This is a genomic window from Kitasatospora sp. MBT66 (genome assembly GCF_000710405.2).
GTDB lineage: Bacteria > Actinomycetota > Actinomycetes > Streptomycetales > Streptomycetaceae > Kitasatospora > Kitasatospora purpeofusca.
In genome coordinates, this window is record NZ_JAIY01000006.1 from 685,877 (window position 1) to 706,179 (window position 20,303).

The 20,303-nt window shown below is 71.8% G+C and carries 21 protein-coding genes and 1 tRNA gene; 10 read left to right on the top strand and 12 right to left on the bottom strand.

Going from position 1 to position 20,303, the window contains the following annotated elements; all coding sequences use genetic code 11:
• Positions 1 to 322: 322 nt before the first annotated feature.
• Both BI06_RS15550 and BI06_RS15555 read left to right on the top strand, forming a co-directional pair.
• Entirely contained in the window at positions 323 to 1,072 is a 750-nt protein-coding gene (locus tag BI06_RS15550) for a hypothetical protein (RefSeq protein WP_043468663.1), read from the top strand.
• 173 nt (positions 1,073 to 1,245) lie between these two features.
• Positions 1,246 to 1,920 (top strand): HAD family phosphatase, encoded by a 675-nt coding sequence (locus BI06_RS15555; protein ID WP_051741095.1) that lies wholly within the window; start codon positions 1,246 to 1,248, stop codon positions 1,918 to 1,920.
• Positions 1,921 to 2,420: 500 nt separating this feature from the next.
• On the opposite strand, the gene BI06_RS15560 is transcribed toward BI06_RS15555, so the two are convergent.
• Positions 2,421 to 3,803: a hypothetical protein gene (locus tag BI06_RS15560; protein WP_043468666.1), complete on the bottom strand. Its 1,383-nt coding sequence runs from the start codon at positions 3,801 to 3,803 to the stop codon at positions 2,421 to 2,423.
• A 193-nt stretch (positions 3,804 to 3,996) separates the two neighbouring features.
• Here BI06_RS15560 and rfbB point away from each other — a divergent pair, with 193 nt between their 5' ends.
• Genes rfbB through BI06_RS15580 form a run of 3 tightly spaced genes read left to right on the top strand, consistent with a single transcriptional unit; the run spans position 3,997 to position 7,378 of the window.
• Positions 3,997 to 5,016 carry a dTDP-glucose 4,6-dehydratase gene (gene rfbB / locus BI06_RS15565; RefSeq protein WP_043468668.1) on the top strand — a complete coding sequence of 340 codons (1,020 nt, stop codon included), beginning with the start codon at positions 3,997 to 3,999 and terminating at the stop codon, positions 5,014 to 5,016.
• 2 nt (positions 5,017 to 5,018) lie between these two features.
• Positions 5,019 to 6,248, top strand: coding sequence for an ATP-grasp domain-containing protein (locus tag BI06_RS46340; protein ID WP_233290162.1), 1,230 nt, complete (start codon positions 5,019 to 5,021; stop codon positions 6,246 to 6,248).
• Entirely contained in the window at positions 6,245 to 7,378 is a 1,134-nt protein-coding gene (locus BI06_RS15580; protein WP_043468670.1) for a DegT/DnrJ/EryC1/StrS aminotransferase family protein, read from the top strand. The genes BI06_RS46340 and BI06_RS15580 overlap by 4 nt, the downstream gene beginning before the upstream one ends.
• Positions 7,379 to 7,449: 71 nt before the next feature.
• On the opposite strand, the gene BI06_RS15585 is transcribed toward BI06_RS15580, so the two are convergent.
• Entirely contained in the window at positions 7,450 to 8,619 is a 1,170-nt protein-coding gene (locus BI06_RS15585; protein WP_043468672.1) for a glycosyltransferase, read from the bottom strand.
• Positions 8,620 to 8,750: 131 nt separating this feature from the next.
• Between BI06_RS15585 and BI06_RS52910 the strand changes: the two genes are divergently transcribed.
• Positions 8,751 to 8,966, top strand: coding sequence for a hypothetical protein (locus BI06_RS52910; protein WP_043468675.1), 216 nt, complete (start codon positions 8,751 to 8,753; stop codon positions 8,964 to 8,966).
• A 70-nt stretch (positions 8,967 to 9,036) separates the two neighbouring features.
• Here the strand turns inward: BI06_RS52910 and BI06_RS15595 are convergent.
• The 3 genes from BI06_RS15595 to BI06_RS15600 all read right to left on the bottom strand — a co-directional run bounded on the left by BI06_RS15595 (position 9,037) and on the right by BI06_RS15600 (position 10,214).
• Positions 9,037 to 9,120 (bottom strand) — tRNA-Leu (locus BI06_RS15595).
• Positions 9,121 to 9,163: 43 nt separating this feature from the next.
• Positions 9,164 to 9,304, bottom strand: coding sequence for a DUF397 domain-containing protein (locus BI06_RS53580; RefSeq protein WP_233290163.1), 141 nt, complete (start codon positions 9,302 to 9,304; stop codon positions 9,164 to 9,166).
• Positions 9,261 to 10,214: a helix-turn-helix transcriptional regulator gene (locus BI06_RS15600; RefSeq protein WP_043469680.1), complete on the bottom strand. Its 954-nt coding sequence runs from the start codon at positions 10,212 to 10,214 to the stop codon at positions 9,261 to 9,263. The genes BI06_RS53580 and BI06_RS15600 overlap by 44 nt, the downstream gene beginning before the upstream one ends.
• Positions 10,215 to 10,384: 170 nt before the next feature.
• On the opposite strand from BI06_RS15600, the gene BI06_RS15605 reads away from it, so the two are divergent.
• Entirely contained in the window at positions 10,385 to 10,858 is a 474-nt protein-coding gene (locus BI06_RS15605; RefSeq protein WP_063794974.1) for an ATP-binding protein, read from the top strand.
• 3 nt (positions 10,859 to 10,861) lie between these two features.
• Here BI06_RS15605 and BI06_RS15610 read toward each other — a convergent pair whose 3' ends face one another.
• The 3 genes from BI06_RS15610 to BI06_RS15620 all read right to left on the bottom strand — a co-directional run bounded on the left by BI06_RS15610 (position 10,862) and on the right by BI06_RS15620 (position 14,175).
• On the bottom strand, positions 10,862 to 11,362 hold the full coding sequence (locus BI06_RS15610) for a cupin domain-containing protein (RefSeq protein ID WP_030395060.1): 501 nt from the start codon (positions 11,360 to 11,362) through the stop codon (positions 10,862 to 10,864).
• Between the two features lie 200 nt (positions 11,363 to 11,562).
• Complete coding sequence (gltX, locus tag BI06_RS15615) at positions 11,563 to 12,933, bottom strand: glutamate--tRNA ligase (protein WP_030395061.1); 1,371 nt, start codon at positions 12,931 to 12,933, stop codon at positions 11,563 to 11,565.
• A 126-nt stretch (positions 12,934 to 13,059) separates the two neighbouring features.
• Positions 13,060 to 14,175: an FAD-dependent monooxygenase gene (locus BI06_RS15620; RefSeq protein WP_043468678.1), complete on the bottom strand. Its 1,116-nt coding sequence runs from the start codon at positions 14,173 to 14,175 to the stop codon at positions 13,060 to 13,062.
• 220 nt (positions 14,176 to 14,395) lie between these two features.
• Between BI06_RS15620 and BI06_RS15625 the strand changes: the two genes are divergently transcribed.
• Positions 14,396 to 15,340 (top strand): GntR family transcriptional regulator, encoded by a 945-nt coding sequence (locus BI06_RS15625; protein ID WP_043468680.1) that lies wholly within the window; start codon positions 14,396 to 14,398, stop codon positions 15,338 to 15,340.
• Between the two features lie 8 nt (positions 15,341 to 15,348).
• Here the strand turns inward: BI06_RS15625 and BI06_RS15630 are convergent, their stop codons facing one another.
• Entirely contained in the window at positions 15,349 to 15,942 is a 594-nt protein-coding gene (locus tag BI06_RS15630) for a hypothetical protein (RefSeq protein ID WP_043468683.1), read from the bottom strand.
• A 74-nt stretch (positions 15,943 to 16,016) separates the two neighbouring features.
• Positions 16,017 to 16,982 (bottom strand): GlxA family transcriptional regulator, encoded by a 966-nt coding sequence (locus BI06_RS15635; RefSeq protein ID WP_043468685.1) that lies wholly within the window; start codon positions 16,980 to 16,982, stop codon positions 16,017 to 16,019.
• An 85-nt stretch (positions 16,983 to 17,067) separates the two neighbouring features.
• Here BI06_RS15635 and BI06_RS15640 point away from each other — a divergent pair, with 85 nt between their 5' ends.
• Positions 17,068 to 17,685, top strand: coding sequence for a cysteine hydrolase family protein (locus BI06_RS15640; RefSeq protein WP_030395065.1), 618 nt, complete (start codon positions 17,068 to 17,070; stop codon positions 17,683 to 17,685).
• Here BI06_RS15640 and BI06_RS15645 read toward each other — a convergent pair.
• A complete protein-coding gene (locus BI06_RS15645; protein ID WP_030395066.1) occupies positions 17,678 to 18,493 on the bottom strand; it encodes an SDR family oxidoreductase in 816 nt (271 codons plus the stop codon). The genes BI06_RS15640 and BI06_RS15645 overlap by 8 nt on opposite strands.
• A gap of 173 nt (positions 18,494 to 18,666) precedes the next feature.
• On the opposite strand from BI06_RS15645, the gene BI06_RS15650 reads away from it, so the two are divergent.
• On the top strand, positions 18,667 to 19,581 hold the full coding sequence (locus BI06_RS15650) for a sigma-70 family RNA polymerase sigma factor (protein ID WP_037780596.1): 915 nt from the start codon (positions 18,667 to 18,669) through the stop codon (positions 19,579 to 19,581).
• 90 nt (positions 19,582 to 19,671) lie between these two features.
• Here BI06_RS15650 and BI06_RS50800 read toward each other — a convergent pair.
• Positions 19,672 to 20,303, bottom strand: a 632-nt coding sequence (locus BI06_RS50800) for a hypothetical protein (protein WP_043468687.1), incomplete at its 5' end; no start/stop codon positions are given.

Genomic DNA, 20,303 nt, shown 5'->3' on the forward strand with positions numbered 1-20,303 from the left:
CTGTTGTCCGCGGGGGACGTCGGACCGCGCGCCGAGGGCCTTCGCGCGGACCGGAAGGCTCGGACAGGTCCGCCCGCTCCCGTGCCTCGGCTCGATCATCGTCAGCCGAGCACCGAGGTCCCCCGCAGAGTTGGCCTGAGTACGGGTACTCAGGCCAACACCCGCTGGTGCTCGCGACAATGGGCCGGACAGCTGGAGCCGACGCGATCTGCAGCGACGACCTCGCCTTCCCGACGGCGGGCCCGCAGGACGCCGGGCCGAGAGATCGTGGCATGCGTTCGTCCACCGGTGTGCGGTGCCCCCGACGGCAGAGGAGGACGCGATGCGCCGGAACAGGTTCAAGGAGGCGGCAGGAGTGCTGCTGGCGATTCCCCTGCTGGCGATCAGCGAAGCGAGCGCACGCGGACCGTCGGACAGGAAGCTGCGCAAGCGCGCCACCTCACCCGAGGCAGAGTCCCGCAGGGCGGTGGCGCAGGAGAGGATCGACGACCTCACCGCGCGACTGTCCACCGTCGAGGGCCTGGAGCACGTGCTGACCACCTTCACGGACTCCTGCAACAGGCCCTATCGCGGCGCGTCCTTCGGAGCACGGCCCACGGACGTGCTCCGGTGCGGAATGCGCTCCGTCTCCTACTTCGGGGTCCAGGGCGACATCACCGATGTCCTGGCCCGGATCCGCGAGGCCGACATCGCGGCCTGGGGACCGCGGGACGGGCAAGGGCAGGACCAGCCGGGCTCAAGCGGGACGATCACCTACGCGATCGACTACCACCGCCATCGGGGACGGTACCCCGATGGCGGGACGATGCCCGCGCCGGTACTCAAAACCACGTCACTGGAGATCGATTGGGACCGGTTGGACTTCCCGCTCGTGAATCGGATCGAGGAGGCGAACCTTCCGGCCCCGGAGGCCGCCGGCGGCGGGATCTACCGGCGCTGCTCGACCGTCCCGCAGACACCGACGAGTGTGGCGGAGGCCAGAGCCCACTACGGCACCGTCCTGCGGTTCGTCGCCAGCTCAACGGATACCTCCAGGCGGACGTACTACCACGCCGTTCCCCGCGGAAGCTGACCTACCGGCACCGTTCGTCCTGGCTCCCGCGCGTTCCATGGACACGCTCGCTCCCCGCGCCGGGCCGGCCGGCGGCTCATGAGTATGGTCATCGACCACGGCACCATCTGGTCATGCACGGCGGGCAGCGACTCGGTCCCGTCCTCGCGTGATCGCCGACGAAAGAGCAACAGATGCAACCGACTGTCCTGTTCGACCTGGACGGCCTCTTGATCGACTCCGAGCCGATCTGGGACGCGGCAAAGCGTGAGGTGTTCGGTCCGCTCGGCCTGCACCTCACCGCGGAGATGCAGGCGGCGACGCGCGGGCTGCGACAAAGGGACATGGTGGCCCACTGGTTCGATCGGGCCACCCTTGAAGCGGACCCCGACGAGGTCGAGCAGCAGATCGTGGCCGCCGTGTGCCGTGGGCTGGCGGGGGTGGTGCTGAAGCCCGGCGCCGAACACGCCGTCGCGGCATGCGCGCGAACATCGAGGGCGATGGCCGTCGTGTCGTCCTCGCCGGAGTCGGTGATTCGGGCCGCGCTCGCGAGCACCGGCCTGGACCGATTCTTCGATGCCGTGTTCTCGGCCGAGGACGACGAACACGGCAAGCCCCACCCGGGCGCCTACCTCCGCGCAGCCGCCGCCCTCGGCGCGTCACCCGACGAATGCATCGTGATCGAGGACTCGCTCAACGGCGTCCTCGCCGGCGTGTCGGCCCGGATGACGGTCGTCGCCGTTCCCGAGGCCGCTGATCGCTGCGATCCTCGCTATGCGATTGCCACGCTAGTACTGGAGTCCCTCAAGGATCTCGATACCTCTGTCTTCGGCACGTATGTGTCCGGGGGGAGCCGGGGCGCCACGTAGGCATCGCGTGCTGCGGATCCTCAACCGTTCCGCGAATCGGATCGTGCGGTACGACGCCCTCGATCGTGGGTCCGGGCCTCCACAGGTGGAGGCCCGGACCCGGCTACCGCCCAGTGGCGCAGCGGGTGGAGGCGGTCCGTCACAGCAGTTCCTCGGTCCGGCCCGTTCCAGCTTCCGAACGTACCGATCGCCCCTCACGACTCCGTGAGGGGCGATCCGGGTCTCTGCTGGTCAGATGTGGTTCGGGGGTGGGTGGGTGTCCGCGCTCGGTTGAGGGTTCTGGTCCTCGAACGGCCCCCACCGGAACGGGCGGCCCGGAGCACCCGGGCCGCCCGTGGCACACGGCAGGCGTCGCTACCGGGCGGGCGGGCACACCAGCCTGATCGCGGCGGCCGAGTTGGGGTCCTCGGAGCCCGGGCAAGGGCGAGGCTCCTCCGGGGAAGGTCGACTGGCAGGTGCCGAGGCCGGACGGCTGACCTCAGGTCGGCGTGCCTGGCCGCTCAGCTGGCCATGGCCAGCTCTGTGCGTGCCCGCTGCAGCAGGCTCCGAACCGTCGGCTCCTTCGGCCAGCGCCGCAACTCCGTCGTGTAGTCCCGCACGTAGTCCCGCGCCCGCGTCGACTGCACCCGCGCGAGGATGTCGACCGCCCGGTGCCCCATCGCGACGCCTTCCTCAAGGCTGCCGCCCTGCAGGTGCACCGTCCCGAGCACCGTGAGGCGCAGCCCGACCGAGCGGGCGAACGAGCCCTCGGGCATCGCGTCGGCGTGCCGGTTCCACGTGAACGCCGCCTTGGGCTTACCGAGGTCACGCCACACCTCGACCGCATCCGATGCGAGCCGGGTGTGGCTCATGTAGCTGATCCACTCCGGATCGTCGCCGGGCCGTGCGCGGCCGAGGAGCGTCTCCGCCTCCGACAGGGCGCGCGACGCCGCCCGCGCGTCCCGTGACCGGCCGTGCGCCCGGGCCTCGACCATCTTCGCGAACGCCAGCACCCGCGGGCTCGCCGACCCCTTCGCGCGCTCGTAGCCGCCCTGGACCATGTCGATGGCCTCGCTCGGGTAGCCGCGCAGCATGGCCTGCAGCGCCATCGTGGACATCACGTGGCTGCCGACCTCGGTGTCGCCGGCCGCGCGGGCGAGCGCGAGGGCCTGGATGAAGTGCCGCTGCGCGGCGTCGTGCTGGCCCATGTCCAGCGCGGCCCAGCCGACGACCCGGGCGAGCTCGGCGGTCACGCAGTACAGCTCGGCGCCGATCTTCTCCGGGTAGGTGCCGACCAGCAACGGGCTCGCGCGGTGCCGGAGGCAGTCCGCGACGCCGCTGGAGCGCCAGCTGCCGCCGCCGTACTTCGAGTCCCAGGAGCGGGCCTCGCTCGCGGCCTGCCACAGCTCCTCCAGGTCCGCGCGCCCGACCTGGAGGCTGCCGCGGTGCCCAGGGAGTGGCACGGAGGGCTGGACCAGCCAGCGGGTGACCGGGGTGGTGTAGGCAGCGACGGCGAACGCGCCGCCGATGAAGTCGCGTCGGTGCACGGTGCTCCAGAAGTTCGCGGCGTTGCGCACGGCGTCGCCGGGGTCTCTGGGGAAATCCAACCCCACCGCGGCCGGGTCGGCGGGGAGGCCAGCCATGCCTATCTCCCCAAGGGTGACCGGCCGTCCGAGGCGTTCTCCCAGCGCAACGGCGATGAGCCCGGGCGCCGGGGCATCGGGGATCATGCCCTTGTCCACCCAATTGCCGACACTCGTATGGGTGTATGCGCGCGGCTGACCGCGCTGCGCGGAGAGCTCGTTCACCCGCTGCGCGAGGCCCTTGCGGCTGCGGCCGCTCGCAGCCAGGAGCGCGCCGAGGCGGTGGTTCGGTTCGCGGGTCCTGCGTGGTGCCGGCGCCATGAGGGCTCTCCTGCCTGCCGGTGGCCGGGCTTCGAGGGTAGAGCCGCAGGCAGCAACACCGTTACCGCTTCTGTGATTTATGGGCCCCCTCTGTGTGCCTGCCGGGCACCACCCTTCCAGGAGTGTTCTGGAAGCCGGTCGGACCGCTCCTCGCGACAGGGCAGGGCGGCCGTCCCCCGGAATGGAGGCGCACATGCGCCAGCTGCTCGTCACCGGCGGCGCCGGTTTCATCGGATCCCACTTCGTCAAGCGGATGCTTGCCGCCGACGATATCGAGCGGATCACCGTCCTCGACGCCCTCACGTACGCGGGCAACCTGGACAACCTGGGCGCGGCGCTCGACTCGCCGAAGCTCACGTTCGTCCACGGCAACATCCTCGACACCACGCTCGTCACCGACCTGATGGCCCGGCACACCGCGGTCGTGCACTTCGCCGCCGAGTCCCACGTCGACAACAGTTTCGCCGACGCCGGCGCGTTCGCGGCGACGAACGTGCTTGGCACCCAGCGGCTCCTGGAGGCCGCGGCCAAGGCCGAGGTGTCCAAGTTCGTCCACGTGTCCACCGACGAGGTCTACGGGCCGCTCCAGGACGGTGCCGCGACCGAGGACGCGCCGCTGCGCCCGACGGTCCCCTACGCCGCGAGCAAGGCCGCATCGGACCTGGTCGCCCTGTCGTACGCGTCCACGTTCGGGCTGCCGGTGTGCGTCACCCGCTCCTCGAACAACTACGGGCCCGGCCAGCACCCGGAGAAGGTCGTCCCCCGGTTCGTCTCCGCCCTGATGCGGGGCGACAAGGTCACCGTTCACGGGCAGGGACAGCACGTGCGGAACTGGCTGCACGTCGAGGACAACTGCGCCGGCGTCGAGCTCGTGCTGCGCGACGGCACGCCCGGCGAGGCCTACAACCTGGGCCTCGGAACGGATCTGACGAACCGAGAGCTCACGGCACTACTGCTGCGCGCCTGCGACGCGGACTGGAGCCGCGTGGTCTACGTCCCGGATCGGACCGCGAACGACCTGCGGTACGCGATGGACTGCTCCAAGGCCGAAAAGCTCGGCTACCGGCCGCGCCGCTCTCTCGATGACGGTCTCGCCGAGACCGTCGCCTGGTACCAGCACCACCCGGACCGCTGGGCCCCGCAGGCCCGCTACCCGCAACCCCCGGTACCCACCGTCCGCATTTCGGCCCCGAGCCCCGAGCCCGGAGCGTGACCGTGTCCGCTGACCAGTTGCCACAGAACGCGCTGCTCGTGCTCGGCGCATCGGAGGAGCACATCCCTCTCTACCAGGAGGCGGGACGCCGAGGAATCCCGACCATCGCCGTCGACATGCGGTCGGACGCCCCCGCGTTCCCCTTCGCCGATGCGGCCATGAACGTCTCCACCCGGGACGCGGATGCCATCGCCGAAGCACTGGGCGACACTCGGCCCGTCGGGATCGTGGTCGGTGCGAGCGACGCCGCGCTGCTCACCTGGCGTGTCCTGGGCCTGCGCTACGGCATGACCTACGTGTACCCGGAGGCGGCCTTGGCGGGTCTCGACAAGGCCGCCTTTCACAGGGTCGTCGCGTCCTGCGGTGTCGCCGGATACGGATGGGCCGCATCGGACGACCCGGGCGAGGTCGCTGCGAAGGCGGCAGAGTTGCGCTTCCCGCTCATGGTCAAGCCGGTGGACGGATCGGGCAGCAAAGGTGTCACCCGCATCACTCACCCTGACAACCTCCCCGCCGCCATCGCCCGTGCGCGTGCCTGCTCCGCCTCCGGCACCGTCCTCGTCGAGGAGTACGTCCACGGCCGCCAGCTGACCATCGACCTCTTCCTCCGCGACGGCACGCCGGTCATGACCTGTATCAAGGACCAGCACCTTGTGGCCGGCAGGAGCGTCGTCCGGCGCATCGGCACGGCGCAACTCTCCCAGCAGGAGCACCGCCACCTTGAGGACATCGCCGTCCGGCTGTGCGCCGCGCTGGGCATCGTCGACGGGCCCGCGAACTTCGACCTCGTCCTTGGCGAGGACGGCCAGGGCCGCATCGTCGAAGCCAACCCGCGCCTGAGCGGGGACAGCATCCCGCGCCTGCACGAGGCCGCCTACGGCGTCAACGTCGTGGGCGCACTCATCGCACTCGCGCTCGGTGAACCGTTCGACGCCTATCTGAGGCCGACACGAAACGCTCACGCCGGGGTGGAACTGCTCGGCTCCCCCCTCGACGTGGAAGGCGAACTCGCCACCTGGGAGGGGGTCGACGAAGCCCGCAACGTCCCCGGTGTCACAGGCATCGAGCTGTACGCCCGGCCCGGAGACCCCGTGCACCCGCACGACCGGTCCGGCCACAAGATCGGCATGATCACCGCCGCCGGACCGTCGCCCGCAGATGTGTCCGAGGCCCTGGACAAGGCCACCTCACTGCTCCGACCGATCATCCGACCGACCCGGGAGGCATCGTGACCACCCCGCCGCGGCCCGACGCCGCACGCAACGCCGGCCCGTACCTGTACGGGACGGAACTGGAGGCCGTGGGAAACGTCCTGGCTGACGGCCAGTACGGGCACACCGCCGTCACCGAACAGTTCGAGCAGGAGGTCGCCCGTTTCCTCGGTGCCCCCGACGCCGTCGCCACCGCCTCCGGCACGGCCGCCCTGCACTGCGCCCTGCTGGCCGCCGGCGTCGGCGCGGGCGACGAGGTGATCGTTCCGTCCATGACGTTCTGCGCCACCATCCAGGCCATCCGCGCCGTGGACGCGGTCCCCCGCTTCGTCGAGGTCGACCCCGACACCCTGTGCATGGAGGCCGCCACGGTCATGGCCGCCGTGACCGACCGCACTCAAGCAGTGCTGCCGGTGCTGTACGGCGGCCGGGCCGTGGATCTGGGCGCGGCCTACGACACCCTCCAAGAGCGCGGCATCGCCGTCATCGAGGACGCGGCGCACGCCTTCGGCTCGCACCTGAACCACCGGCGCGTCGGCGCGACCGGAGCCCTGACGTGCTTCTCGTTCGGCCCCATCAAGAACCTCACCTGCGGTCAGGGCGGCATGATCATCCCGCGCAACCCCGGCGAGGCCGACTTCCTACGCGGCGTGCGGATGCTCGGTGTAGTGCAGTCCCAGGCCGAACGCCAGGCCATCACCAGCTACAGCGTGGAGGGTTTCGGCCTGCGCTACCAGATGTCCTCCATCAACGCCGCCATCGGCCTCGCGCAGCTGCGCCGCTTCGCCGAGACGGAGACGACCCGGCGGGAGCTGTGGGTCGCCTACCGTGACGCGCTGCGCGACATCTCGGCGGTGGAGCTGGTGGACGTGGACGTGACCCGCACGGTGCCGCACCTGTGCGTGGTCCGGGTGCCGCACCGCGAGGACGTGTTCCGGCTGATGAAGGCCCAGGGCATCGCGGTGGGCGTCCACTACCCGCCCAACCACCTCCAGGCAGCCTTCAAGCCCTGGCACCGGCCGCTGCCGGTCACCGAGAAGGTCAGCAAGGAGATCCTGAGCCTGCCGTTCCACCAGCACCTCACCGAAACCGACATCGACCGCGTGGTGAACTCACTCGAACAGGCCCTCACATCGGCAGGAGGACCGTGATGCGCATCATCCTGACCGTTTGCATTGGCAACAGCCCTGCATATCGGAGGCCGAGGCCCCAGGCCTGCTGATCAGGCGGAGGCGGCGGAAAGCAGCACGTCGACCAGTCGCTCGGCAGCGTCGGGGCGGCCCATCTGCCGAGCCTGGTAGGCGATCTGTCCCCGCAGCCCGGGGTCGGTGAGGAGCGGCTCGATTGCGTCTTGCAGCATAGTGGCGTTGACCTCTCCGGTCAGCGCCACCGCTGCGCGTCGCCGCTGCAGGTGCATCGCGTTCTGGGCCTGTTCGTTGCCGGCCGATGTCGCGAGCGGCACAAGCACGGCAGCCTTGCCCAGGGCGGTGAGCTCGGCGATCGTTCCGGCGCCGCTGCGGGACAGGACGACGTCGGCCAGCGCCAGCACGTCGGGGAGCTCGGGGCCGACGTATCCGGTCAGGTGGTAGCGGGCGGCCAGGTCCGGCCGCAGGGCGTTCACCGTCGCGCGGAGGGCGTCGAGGTTCGCGGGCCCGCACTGATGGATCACGTTCGCCCGCGAGAGGAGCCACGGAAGGCTGTCCCGCACCAGTTCGTTGATCTGCTGCGAGCCCTGGGCGCCGCCGGTCACGTACACGGTCGGCAGTCCGGAGGCGAAGGAGTGCAGGCCGAGCGCGTCGACCGCCTTCCGGGCGTGGCCGGCCAGCACCTCGGGCCGGACCGGGTTGCCCGTCACCACCGTGGTGCCGCGCACCGACTCCGGCAGAAGTTCGAGGGTGGCCTCCGAGGAGACCGCGAACCTGGTGGCCGCGCGCGCGAGCGACCGGTTCGCCAGCCCGAGTCGCACAGTCTGCTCGTGAACGACCAGCGGCCTGCGGCACATCTTCGCCGCCAGACCGACCGGCACCGCCACGTACCCGCCGGTGGCGAGGACGACGTCCGGCCGGAAGCCGGCGACGATCGCGCGGGCCTGGGCCACGCCGAGCGGGACGCGGCTCATGTCGCGCACGTTCGCGGGCGACACGAGCTTGAGGGGGTTGGACGAGCGCCGGACCTTGCCCGTAGCGACCGCGCGAAATGGGATGCCCTCGCTGGCGGCGACGCGGTTCTCCAGGCCACCGTCAACGCCGACCCACAGCACCTCCAGCGCTCGGCTCGCCGCGGCGAGCCGAGCCTGGAGGGTCCGGACCGCGGTCAGGGCCGGGTACGTGTGACCGCCGGTCCCGCCTCCGGTCACGATCAGCCGGAACGGCTCGCTGCTGTGCTGCGTCACGGGGTGCTTCCTCTGTTCGCGGACGTCGTCCGGTCCACGCTAGCGCCTGTCTGGAGAGCCCATTTGGACCGTCACACCTGAGAGGGGGACATCCTGGTGCGCTCGCGCGGGTACTGGCCGGAGCGCTCGCCGTGGCCGCGCTGCCGCGCGAGTTGTTTGCAGCGGACCGGCCGTGGCAGTGGGACGGACACGCCTACGCGGCCGTCGACCGGCACGCTGACCCGGACCGCTGGGCTGCCGAGCCTTACACGAGCCAGGACGCAGCTGCCGTCACCCAGGCCTGCTTCGCAGGGGTGACCGACTCCGCCAACCAGCGCGAACGCGGGTCGCCCCTCACGGTGTCGTGAGGGGCGACCCGTACGTCCGGAAACTGGAACGGCCGGTCGGATCCGAGGATCCGACCGGCCGTTCTCTGTGTGCGCGAGGGGGGAGTTGAACCCCCACGCCCTTTCGGGCACTGGAACCTGAATCCAGCGCGTCTGCCTATTCCGCCACCCGCGCAACTGGGTGATGGGTAAATAGTAGCCCATGCCCAGGGGTGGTCCTAACCAACCGGGAGTGACCCGTCCCTGAGGGCGGAGACGAAGGAGGACCAGGCGGCGGAGGGGAAGAGGAGGACCGGCCCGGACGGGTCCTTGGAGTCACGCACCGGGACGATGGCGGGGGAAGGGGACCCGAGGGCCACCTCGATGCACTCGCCGCCGTTGTTCCCGCTGTAGCTGCTCTTTCGCCAGGCCATCCCGAGATCGACGCTCTTCATACCGGTACCCCTCCATCGCATCGGCGATCAGCACCCGAGAGTCGCTGACCGAGAGCACGTCCCCGCGCAGCAGATCATAGTCACCGCGATGCTGGGCGACGACGGACGCGGCATCACTGAAGTGCCCTCGATAGAGACTCTCCGAGTAGAGCCATTCGCTCCCATCCGGCATCTCCAGCAGGAACATTGAGGTTCCGGGACGCCTCGACGGCGCACAACCGAAGGGCACGATCTGGATGCTGACGTTGGAGCGCTTGCCGACCTCCAGCAGATGCTCCATCTGCCGCCTCATCACCCCCGGGCCACCGACGACACTACGGATCACACTCTCGTCCAACACGGCGATGTGCAAAGGACCGTCGGGCCCGAGCAATCGCTTCTGCCGACTCATGCGCGCGGCCACACGCTCCCGAAGCAAGGTCGGACTGTCCCTGTCGACGCCGGTCCGGAACATTGCGTGCGCATAATCCGCGCACTGCAACAGGCCGTTGACCTGGACGCATTGATACACGCGGATCGCCAACGCCTCCGCCTCCAGGTCCACATACTTCTGGAACCAGTCCGGATGCTCCACATCGGCCTGCCAGTCCACCCGCTTCCAGAGCAGGTAGAGCATCCCGCCCGTCTGGAGGATCCGGTCGCAGGCCTTGACGGAGTCCAGCGGCATCGGCCGGTGACCGCCCTCGTACCGCGTCACCACCGTGCGGTCGCAGTGCAGGAGCTTCCCCAACGCCTCCTGCGTGAGACCCGCCTGCTCCCGGGCGAACCGCAGCGCCTCCCCGAACAGCTTCGCCGGGCTCGCCGTCGGTCCCGCATCTGCCTTCCGATGTGACACGTCCGTCACCCCTCTTGTGCCGTGCCCCGCTGCACCACGAATCGGCAGTCACCGTACCCATGGAGCAGCGATGATTGACACCGGAACGCAGTTATTCGCTTGCACAGCGTGAATATCGCGCCCCATTCGCAAGCCCGTTCCACTCCCCCCTCTCACCCGAAGGCTTCGCCATGCCCTGTCTCCGCCTCCCCCGCCGGCCCCGCGAGTTCGCCGCCCGCCTTCCCTCCCGGAACGACTCGGCCCCCCTCGCCCGTTCGTTCCTCCGCGCCTACCTGGCGGGCCTGCCTCGCGGCGAACGCTTCTCCGACATCGGCGAGTTGCTGCTCGGCGAACTCGTCACCAACGCCGTCCGGCACTCCGACGCGCCGCCGGACCGCCTCGTGGAAGTCCGGTTCGCCGTCGTCGCCGACCGGCTCCGGATCGAAGTGCACGACGCCGGCACCGGTCGCCCCGTCCTCCGCCCCTCCGTCGACCTTGACGACGAGCACGGCCGCGGCCTCCTCCTCGTCGACGAACTCGCCGAGCGCTGGGGCTGCTGCCCCCGCGCCGGCGGAATCGGCAAGTTCGTCTGGGTGGTGATCTCCCCCGCCCCCGGGTTCACCGAGCTGGTCTTCGGCCGGTCGCCGAGACTCGTCACCGTCTGAGCGTCACTTCCCGGCCGCGGCCTCCAGGGTGGCGCGCCACAGCGGGCTGTCGACGTAGTGGTTGTCGTAGAGCTCGGAGGAGTCCTTGATCTCCTGCGGGCTGGCCTCGCCCCGCATCACCCGGCCGAGCAGGCGCAGGTAGTCGAAGCGCGGCATCCCCGGGGTGAAGACGAACAGCACGTCGGCCTCCGAACCGGGCGCTGCCGCGAAGGCGTGCGGGGTGTGCGGCGGGACGAGCAGGAAGTCGCCGCTCTCCAGGGTCTCGACCTTCTCGTCCAGCAGGACCTGGAGCTTGCCGCCGATGACGAAGAACAGCTCCGACGCCCGGGTGTGGAAGTGGGCCGGGGCGCCGACCGCACCCTTGGCGAAGGTGGACCGGTAGCTGGTGACCGGGCTGCCGTCGGTGCCGTGGTCGGCCAGCAGGGTCATCACGCTGCTCGGGTCGCTGGTGGTCTCGGCGGTGGCGGCGCGGGTCAGGATGGGCTTGATCGGGCCGGCGTTCATGGTGGTTCTCCCCGTCTCGGGCGGCTCCGGCTCCCCTGCCGTCGCCTTGTGATGATCACTCTATGAGCCCGATCGACCCACTGACGGGTGCATTTCTGCACCAGAAACATGGGTCAATTCGACGCGGAGAAGACCCCGGGAACGACGACGGGCCGCACCCCCGAGGTGGGGGTGCGGCCCGTACGGAACGGCTCGGAGCGTCAGCCGGCCAGACGCTCCGCCGCCGCGTCCAGGCGGGCCAGGGTCCGCTCGCGGCCCAGCACCTCCAGCGACTCGAACAGCGGCAGACCCACGGTGCGGCCGGTGACCGCGACCCGGATCGGCGCCTGCGCCTTGCCCAGCTTCAGCCCGTGCTCGGCCGCGACGGCCTCCAGCTCGGCCTTCAGCGCGTCGGCCTTCCAGTCGGCCACGGCGAGCTTCTCGCGGGCGGTGCGCAGAAGGGCCAGCGCGCCGTCCTTGTCCTTCATGGCCTTCGCCCAGGACTGCTCGTGCTCCACCGGCTCCGCCAGGAACAGGAAGTCGACCTGCTCGACGATCTCGCTCAGCACCGCGATCCGGGACTGCGCCAGCGGGGCGAGCTCGGCGAACGCCTTCGCGTCGAAGGCCTCGGCCGGCCACGGCGCGCGGTCGGCGGCCAGGTACGGCGCGCAGGCGGCGATGAACGCGTCCACCGTCAGGGCGCGGATGTACTCGCCGTTGAACGAGCGCAGCTTCGCCACGTCGAAGAAGGCCGAGCCGGCGTTCACCTCGGAGATGCTGAACAGCTGCTCCAGCTCGGCGTACGGACGGATCTCGACGTCGTCCTTCGGGCCCCAGCCCAGCAGCATCAGGTAGTTCACCATCGCCTCGGGCAGGTAGCCCTCGGCCAGGTAGTCCTCCAGCGCCACCTTGTCACGGCGCTTGGAGAGCTTCTGCCGCTTCTCGTTGACGATCACCGGCAGGTGCGCCCAGACCGGCGGGGTGGCGCCGAGGGCCTCCCACAGCAACTGCTGCTTCGGGGTGTTGGACAGGTGCTCCTCGCCGCGGATGACCTCCGTGACGCCCTGCTCCAGGTCGTCGACCACGTTGGCGAGCAGGAACACCGGGCTGCCGTCGCCGCGGGCGACGACGAAGTCCTCGATGGCGGAGTTCGGGAAGGCCGGCTCGCCGCGGATGAGGTCGACCACGACGGTGGCGCCCTCGTCCGGGGTGCGGAAGCGCAGCGCCCGGCCCTCGGCGTACTCCAGGCCCCGCTCGCGGCAGAAGCCGTCGTAGCCGGTCTGGGCGGAGCCGGTGCGCTCGGCGGTCTGCTCGCGGGTGCAGTCGCAGTAGTAGGCGCGGCCGGCCGCGTACAGCTTCTCGGCGGCGGCGCGGTGGGTGCCGGCGTTGGCGGACTGGAAGTACGGGCCCTCGAAGGCCGGGTCGCCCTCGTGGATGCCGATCGCGGCGAGGGCACTGATGATGCCGTCGGTCCACTCGGGCTTGTTGCGGGCTGCGTCGGTGTCCTCGATCCGCAGGACGAAGACACCGCCCTGCTGTCGTGCCGTCGCCCAGTTGTACAGCGCAGAGCGGGCACCGCCGACGTGGAACATGCCGGTGGGGCTCGGAGCGAAACGGACGCGGACGGGACGGGAAACCTCGGTCATGGAACCAAAGGGTATCGGGCCGGGGAGCGGTCCCCGTCACGTGCACCCCGCGCCGGGCCCGCCGACGTCCGGTTATGCGGCGTCCAGGTCGATCGCGTTCTTCGCCCGCTCGACGGACTCCTCGGCCGCCGGGCCGCCGGGGTTCTCGGTGGCGAGGGCCTGGTTGAGGGTGACGAAGGGGCGCATCCGGCGCTCGTAGCGCTCGTAGGCCGCGCGGTGGTCGGCGCCGGTGTCGCGGGCCCGGCCGAGTTCCTGGGCGAGCACGTACGCGCCGACCAGGGCCAGGCTGGTGCCCTGGCCGGAGAGCGGCGAGGCGCAGTAGCCCGCGTCGCCGAGCAGCACGGTGCGGCCGGCCGACCAGGAGTCCAGGTGGACCTGCGCCATCACGTCCGCGTAGAAGTCGGTCGAGCGGTGCAGGGCGTCCAGCAGCCGGGTCCGCTCCCAGGGCAGCGCGGCCATCCGCTCGGCGACCGTCTTCCGGGCCGCCTCGGGGTCGCGCTCGACGGGCGTGTCGCTCGCCCAGCCGAAGACGATCCGCAGCTCGGTGTTGCCGCGCACCGGGTAGATGCCGTAGCCGGCCTCGCCGTCGCGCTGCCAGACCTGCCAGTCCTCCAGTCCGAGGAAGTTGTCGGCGGCGAAGATCGCCACATGGGTGCCGAGCGGGCTGAGGCAGTCCGCCTCCGGGCCGAAGGCGAGCCGGCGCACCCGGGAGTGGAGGCCGTCGGCGCCCACCACCAGGTCGAAGGTGCGCGGCTGCCCGTGGGCGAAAGTGACGTGCACCCCGCGCGTGTCCTCCTGGAGCGAGGTGATGCTGTCGCCGTGGACGAACTCGACCTCCGCCGGGGTGTGGTCGTGGAGGATCTCCACCAGGTCGCCGCGCAGCAGTTCGACGTCGCCGTTGTCGAGTCGGCCGCTGCTGTAGGTGACCTCCTCCGAGCGGTGCAGTTCGGTGCCGTCGGCGCCGAGCACGGACATGCCGCGCATCCGGGTGCGGACGGCCCGGACCGGCCCGGTGAGGCCGGTCCGCTCGATCACGTCGAGGGCGACGCCCCGGATGTCGACGGCCTGGCCGCCGGAGCGCGGGCCGGGGGCCAGCTCGACGACGGTCGGGGCGAAGCCGCGGCGGGCCAGCCAGTGGGCGAGGACGGTGCCGGCGATGCCGCCGCCGGAGACGAGGACGTTCTGCATGGATGCTCCCCTGGTTCGTTGTGCCCGGTACGGCGCCTTCCGCCGCGAACACCCTGAACGTACGCTGTACATACAGAGTCCCGCAAGCCCTGAAACCGCAGGTCAGAGCCGTTTCTGAGCTAGGACAGCAGGCATTTCGGAGCCGATTCCCCTGGTAGCGTCTGCGCTAGTACAGGCCGGGCGCGGCCGCCGAGAATTTCCCGAACAGGAGGGCGCCGCCGTGGCTCCCGAGACGGACCCGCCGTTCCGCCGCATCGCCGCCGACCTCCGGCGGCGGATCACCAGCGGCGAACTCGCCCCCGGCGCGCGCGTCCCCTCGAACCGGCGGCTCGCCGAGGACTGGGGCGTAGCCCTCGCCACCGCGACCAAGGCGCTCACGGTGCTCCGCTCGGAGGGCCTGGTCGAGGCCCGGCCCCGGGTCGGCACCGTGGTCGCCGCCGCGCCCGCGCCAGCCGGTCCAGCTGCACCCCGCCCATCCTCCGAAGAGGGCGAGTTGAGCCGCGAACGGCTGATCGCGGCCGCCCTGGGGATCGCCGACGCGGAAGGGCTCGCCGCCCTCTCCATGCGCGCCGTCGCGGCCCGGCTCGGCGTCGCCCCGATGACCGCCTACCGCTACGTCACCAGCAAGGACGAACTCGTCCTGCTCGCCGCCGACGCCGCCTTCGGCGAGGCCGGCTACCCCGCCGACCCGCCCGCCGGCTGGCGCCCCCGGCTCGAACTCGGCGCCCGCACCCTGTGGTCGCTGTTCCGCCGCCACCCCTGGCTCGCCGAACTCGGCCCCGTCACCCGGCCGTTGCTGCTGCCCAACCTGCTCACCCACGCCGAGTGGGCGCTCGCCGCCCTCGACGGCCACGGCCTCCCGGCCGCCACCGTCCTCGACATCCACGTGCTCTTCTACAGCTACATCGAGGGCCTCGCCGCCAACCTCGAACGCGAGGCCCGGGCCCAGGCCGCCACCGGCCTCACCGGCGACCAGTGGACCGACACCCGCTTCGCCGCCTTCGACACCCGCATCGCCGCGGCCCGCTTCCCGGTCTTCACCCGCCTGACGGCCCAGTTGGACGAGGGCTACGACCTCGACCTCGACACCCTCTTCGAATCCGGCCTCACCACCCTCCTCGACGGCCTCACCCCGAGGATCGAGGGCACGGCAGGGCGCAGCTGAGGGCCGCGTCACCAGCCGAGCTGGGCCTCGCCGAGGACCTCGCCACCGATGGCGGCGGCGAGCTTCCGCGCCCGGTGCTCGTCACCGAACTTGCTCACATGGACGAAGACGGTGTGGTGCTCGGTCCGGCCGCCCCACTGGGCCTGGTCACCGTGGAACACGATCTGGACGCCGTCGTACTTCGGCGAACCGACGCTTCCGGTCTCCGGATCGTCCGGCCACCGGCCGTGCCAGTCGACGGCGGCCATGCCCCGACCCCGGCCGACGGCCGCCGCGAAACGCTCCTCCACGCTCCCCGCCGGGGCATTCACCTGGACGTCCAGAGGAAGGTGCGGCTCCAGCGCGGCATCCTCCGCCGTTCGCGGGTCGAGATCGAACCGGAGATACTCCCCCTCCGGACCGGTCCGCGCGTCCATGTAGTGGAAGCGGGCGCCGGGAAGGACCTCGGCCATCCGCCGGACGTCGGCGGCCGTCAACAGTTCGGCACTGAGCCCGACCTCGTCCTCGCAGTGGGCCAGCAACGCGCGCAGCCACTCGGCCCGCGCGTGGGCCTCGGCCGGGTCGGTGGTCCGGAAGACGGGGTACGCCGTGGAGTTGCCCATGGGCCGAACCGTCACACACCCACGCCGTCCGCCGCCATCGGATTGCGCCCCGCGACAACGCCGAGTCCCGGACGTCAGCCCGCGTCCCGGCCCCGGAACGTCCTGCGGTACTCGCGGGGCGGGATGCCGAGGCGGGCCGTGAACGGCGGCCGCAGCGAGACGGCGGAGGCGAAGCCGCAGTGGGCGGCGACCGTGTCCACCGGGAGGTCGGTGTCCTCCAGGAGGCGCTGGGCGGTGAGGATGCGCTGGTCGAGCAGCCAGCGCAGCGGGGTGGTGCCGGTGGCGGCGGCGAAGCGGCGGGCGAAGGTGCGTTCGGACATCAGGGCGAGGGCGGCCATCCGGCGGACGGTCCAGGGGGTGTCGAGCGCGGCGAGGACCTCGGTGCGGACGCGGGCGAGCGGGTCGTCCCCGGCGGGCGCGGGCTCGGGGACCGGGGAGGGGATGAACTGGGCCTGGCCGCCGGAGCGGAAGGGCGCGGTGACCATGGCGCGGGCGATCGACGCGGCCGCCCGTTCGCCGTGGGCCGCGCGGACCAGGTGCAGGCAGAGGTCGATGCCGGCCGCCACCCCGGCGGAGGTCCACAGCCGGCCCTCGCCGGTGAACAGCACCTCGGGCCGCACGTCCACCGCCGGGAAGCGCTCCGCCAGGTCCTCGGCCAGGGCCCAGTGGGTGGTGGCGGTACGACCGTCCAGCAGGCCCGCCTCGGCGAGGACGAAGGCGCCCGCGCAGAGCGAGGCGACCGTGACGCCGCGTTCGTGGGCGGTGCGCAGCGCGGCGAGCACGGCCGGGTCGCGCGACTCCTCCGGGCGTTCCACGCCGGGCACGACCACCAGGTCGCAGTCGGCGAGCGCGTCCAGGCCGAAGTCCGGGACGCGTTCCAGCCCGCCGCCGAGCCGCACCCGGGCGCCGTCCGGGCCGCAGACCCGCAGGTCGAAGGCGGGGACGCCGGGGCGGCCCTCCTTCTCGGCCCAGACCTCGCCGATCACCGCGTAGTCGAACGGCCGCACCCCGTCGAAGACCAGACACCCCACCGTGCGCATGGGGGAAGCGTAGTGGCAGGATCGTATCGATGGGTGGCTCCACCGCCGCTCACGGGTGCGCCCGGGCCCGCCGCAGCATGGACGCATGACGAACACCAGCGCCTTCGACGCCCCGCTCACCATCGACACCGACGCCGTCCTGGTCGTCATCGACGTCCAGAAGGGCTTCGAGGACACCGCGTTCTGGGGCGAGCGCGACAACCCCGAGGCCGAGCAGCGGATCGGCGAACTGATCGACGTGTGGCAGGCCACCGGGCGGCCGATCGTGGTCGTCCAGCACGCCTCCTCCACCGGCCCGCTCGAACCGGGCACCCCCGGCTACGAGTTGAAGGACTTCGTGGCGGCGGTGGAGCCCGCGCTGCACATCACCAAGACGGTGAACAGCGCCTTCTACGGCACCCCGGACCTGCACGCCTGGCTCCAGGAGCGGGGCGCCCGGCAGGTGGTGGTCGCCGGGATCATCACCAACGTGTGCAACGAGACCACCGCCCGGATGGCGGGCAACCTCGGCTACGACACGGTCTTCCCGATCGACGCCATGCACGCCTTCGACATGACCGGCCCGGACGGCGTGACCCTCCCGGCCGCCGAACTCGCCCGGGCCACCGCGACGGTGCTGCACGCGATGCGGTTCGCCAAGGTGGTGCCGACCGCGGCGGTGGCCGCGGCGGCGAAGACCGGCGCGCCCGCCGACATCAGCTGATCCCGAGTCGGCCGGCGGCGCCCGCCGGGAAGGTCTCGGCGAGGAAGGCCTCCCAGGTGCGGGTGCCCCGGTCGGCGCCGGGCCGGGCGAGGTTGGCGCCCTCCCGGTAGCAGCGGCCCACCTTGCCGGGGGCGCGCAGCGGCAGCATCGGGCGGCGCTTCCCGGCGGCCAGCAGGTGGTCGCGGGTCAGGTCGCCGAGCGTGCGCACGGCCGGGCCCGCGAGGTCCGGGACGAGCCCGGCGGGCGCGGCCAGGGCGAGTTCGACCAGCCGCTCGGCGACGTCCCGCGAGTCCACCGGCTCCCAGCGGATGCCGCCCAGCTTCGGGACGACCGGCAGCTTGGCCATCGCGGCCGCGGTCTTCGCCGTCAGGTCGTGGAACTGGGCGGCGCGCAGCACGGTGTACGGGATGCCCGAGCCGACGACGGCCTGCTCCGCGGCGTGCTTGGCCCGGAAGTAGCCGAGCGGCACCCGGTCGGCGCCGATCACCGAGATGTACACCAGGTGCTTCACCCCGGCCCGCCGGGCGGCGGCGACCAGGTTGCGGGTGGTGGCCTCGTCGTTCTTGGCGTCCCCGGCCAGGTGCAGGACCACCTCGACCCCGGCGAGGGCCGCGTCGACGCCCTTCCCGCCGTCCACCAGCAGGTCGCCGGCCAGGTACTCGACGCCGTCGGCGGCCGGTCGGGGGTTGCGGGTGAGCACCCGGACGTCGCGGCCGGCCGCCCGCAGCAGCGGTACGACGTGGCGGCCGAGGGTGCCGGTGCCGCCGGTCACGAGAACGGGGGCGTGGGTCGGGGTCGGGAGAGTCATGATCGTCACTCCTAGGACGAACGGAGGCCGCGCTTCCGGCGGACCCGCTAGCTTCGTGCTTCCGGAGCTTTGACCCACGGCGGCAGAGGAATGTGACACGGGTGGACGAGAATTTTCTGGCGGCGGACGCGGCGGACGACGCCGCGACCGCGAGGGGCGCCGGGTCGGGGGACGTGGACTCGTTCGAGGCGCACCGGCCGCACCTGCGGGCCGTCGCCTACCGGATGCTCGGTTCGATCGCCGAGGCGGAGGACGCCGTCCAGGACACCTGGCTGCGCTACGACCGCACCGACACCTCCGGGGTGGAGAACCTCGGCGGCTGGCTGACCACGGTGGTCGGACGGATCTGCCTCAACCAGCTGCGCTCGCGGGCCCAGCGGCGCGAGGAGTCCTTCGAGTCCCGGATCGGGGCGGGGAGCGGGGGCGGCGACATCGAGCCGCCGCGGATACCGGACCCGCTGCTCAGGCGGGCGGACGCGCCGGACCCCGAGCAGGAGGTGCTGCTGGCCGACTCGGTCGGGCTGGCGCTGATGGTGGTCCTGGAGTCGCTCTCGCCCGCCGAGCGGGTGTCCTTCGTGCTGCACGACATGTTCGCGGTGCCGTTCGAGGAGATCGCCCCGCTGGTCGAGAAGACGGCGGCGGCCACCCGGCAGCTGGCCAGCCGGGCCCGGCGCAAGGTGCAGGGCCGGGCGCCCGCGCCGGACCGGGACCTGGCCCGCCAGCGGGTGGCCGTCGACGCGTTCTTCGCCGCCACCCGCACCGGGGACCTCGACGCGCTGCTCGCGGTGCTGGACCCGGACGTGGTGCTGCGCGCCGACGGGGCCGCCGCCGGTCGGGAGCAGCGGCGTCCGGTGGTGCTCAACGGGGCCCGGACGGTCGCGGGCCAGGCGGTCATGTTCCGCGGCCTGTCGCCGTACGCGCGGCCGGCGCTGGTCAACGGCGCGGCGGGGGTCGTGGTGATCGGGGCGAACGGGCGGCCGGTGTCGATCATGGCGTTCACCGTGGTGGGCGGCGTGATCGTGGCGATCGACGTGCTCACCGACCCGGACCGGCTGGCCGCGCTGGACCTCACGGCGTTCGCCGACTGAGCCACCTCGGGCGGGCATGCGGCCGCCCCCGCACACCTGGGTGTGCGGGGGCGGCCGCAGTGCGTCCGTCGTGCGTCGGCCCTTCTCCGATCAGCCCTTCTTGGAGATGAAGTCGTACGCGCCGGCGGCGACGTCGTCCAGGTACGGTCCGGCCTGGAACTTCGGGTCACCGGTGTGCTGCCCGACCGAGACGTTGCTGACCAGCGCCGGCTTGCCATCCTTGACCGCCAGCCAGCCGCCGCCGCTGGAACCGCCGGTCATGGTGCAGCCGATGGCGTGCATCGGCGGGCGGGTCGGGTCGTAGGACAGCCGGGTCGGCTTGCCGCTCTCGCAGCGGTTGAGCTCCATGCCGTCGAACGGCGGGGCCGCCGGGTAGCCGTACTCGGTGATGCTGAGCTGCTCGCGCGGGGCGTTGAACCAGACCGGCACGGCGCCGCCGACCGTCTCCTCCAGCGACTTGCCGCCCTCGCCGGGCTGCACCCGGATGATCGCGAAGTCGTACTGGGTGGCCGGCGAACCGCCGTCCCCGCCCTCGGCCTTCCACTGCGGCGAGGTGACCGCCTGGGTGGCGTTCCAGATGCCGAGCGGCGCGTACTGCGCCTCGTCGGCCTGCTTGCCGCCGCTCAGCGCGCCGTTGCTGTTGAACGCCGGGATGAAGGAGATGTTGCTGAAGTACTTGCCGCCCTTGCCCTGGTGGATGCAGTGGCCGGCCGTCCAGACCA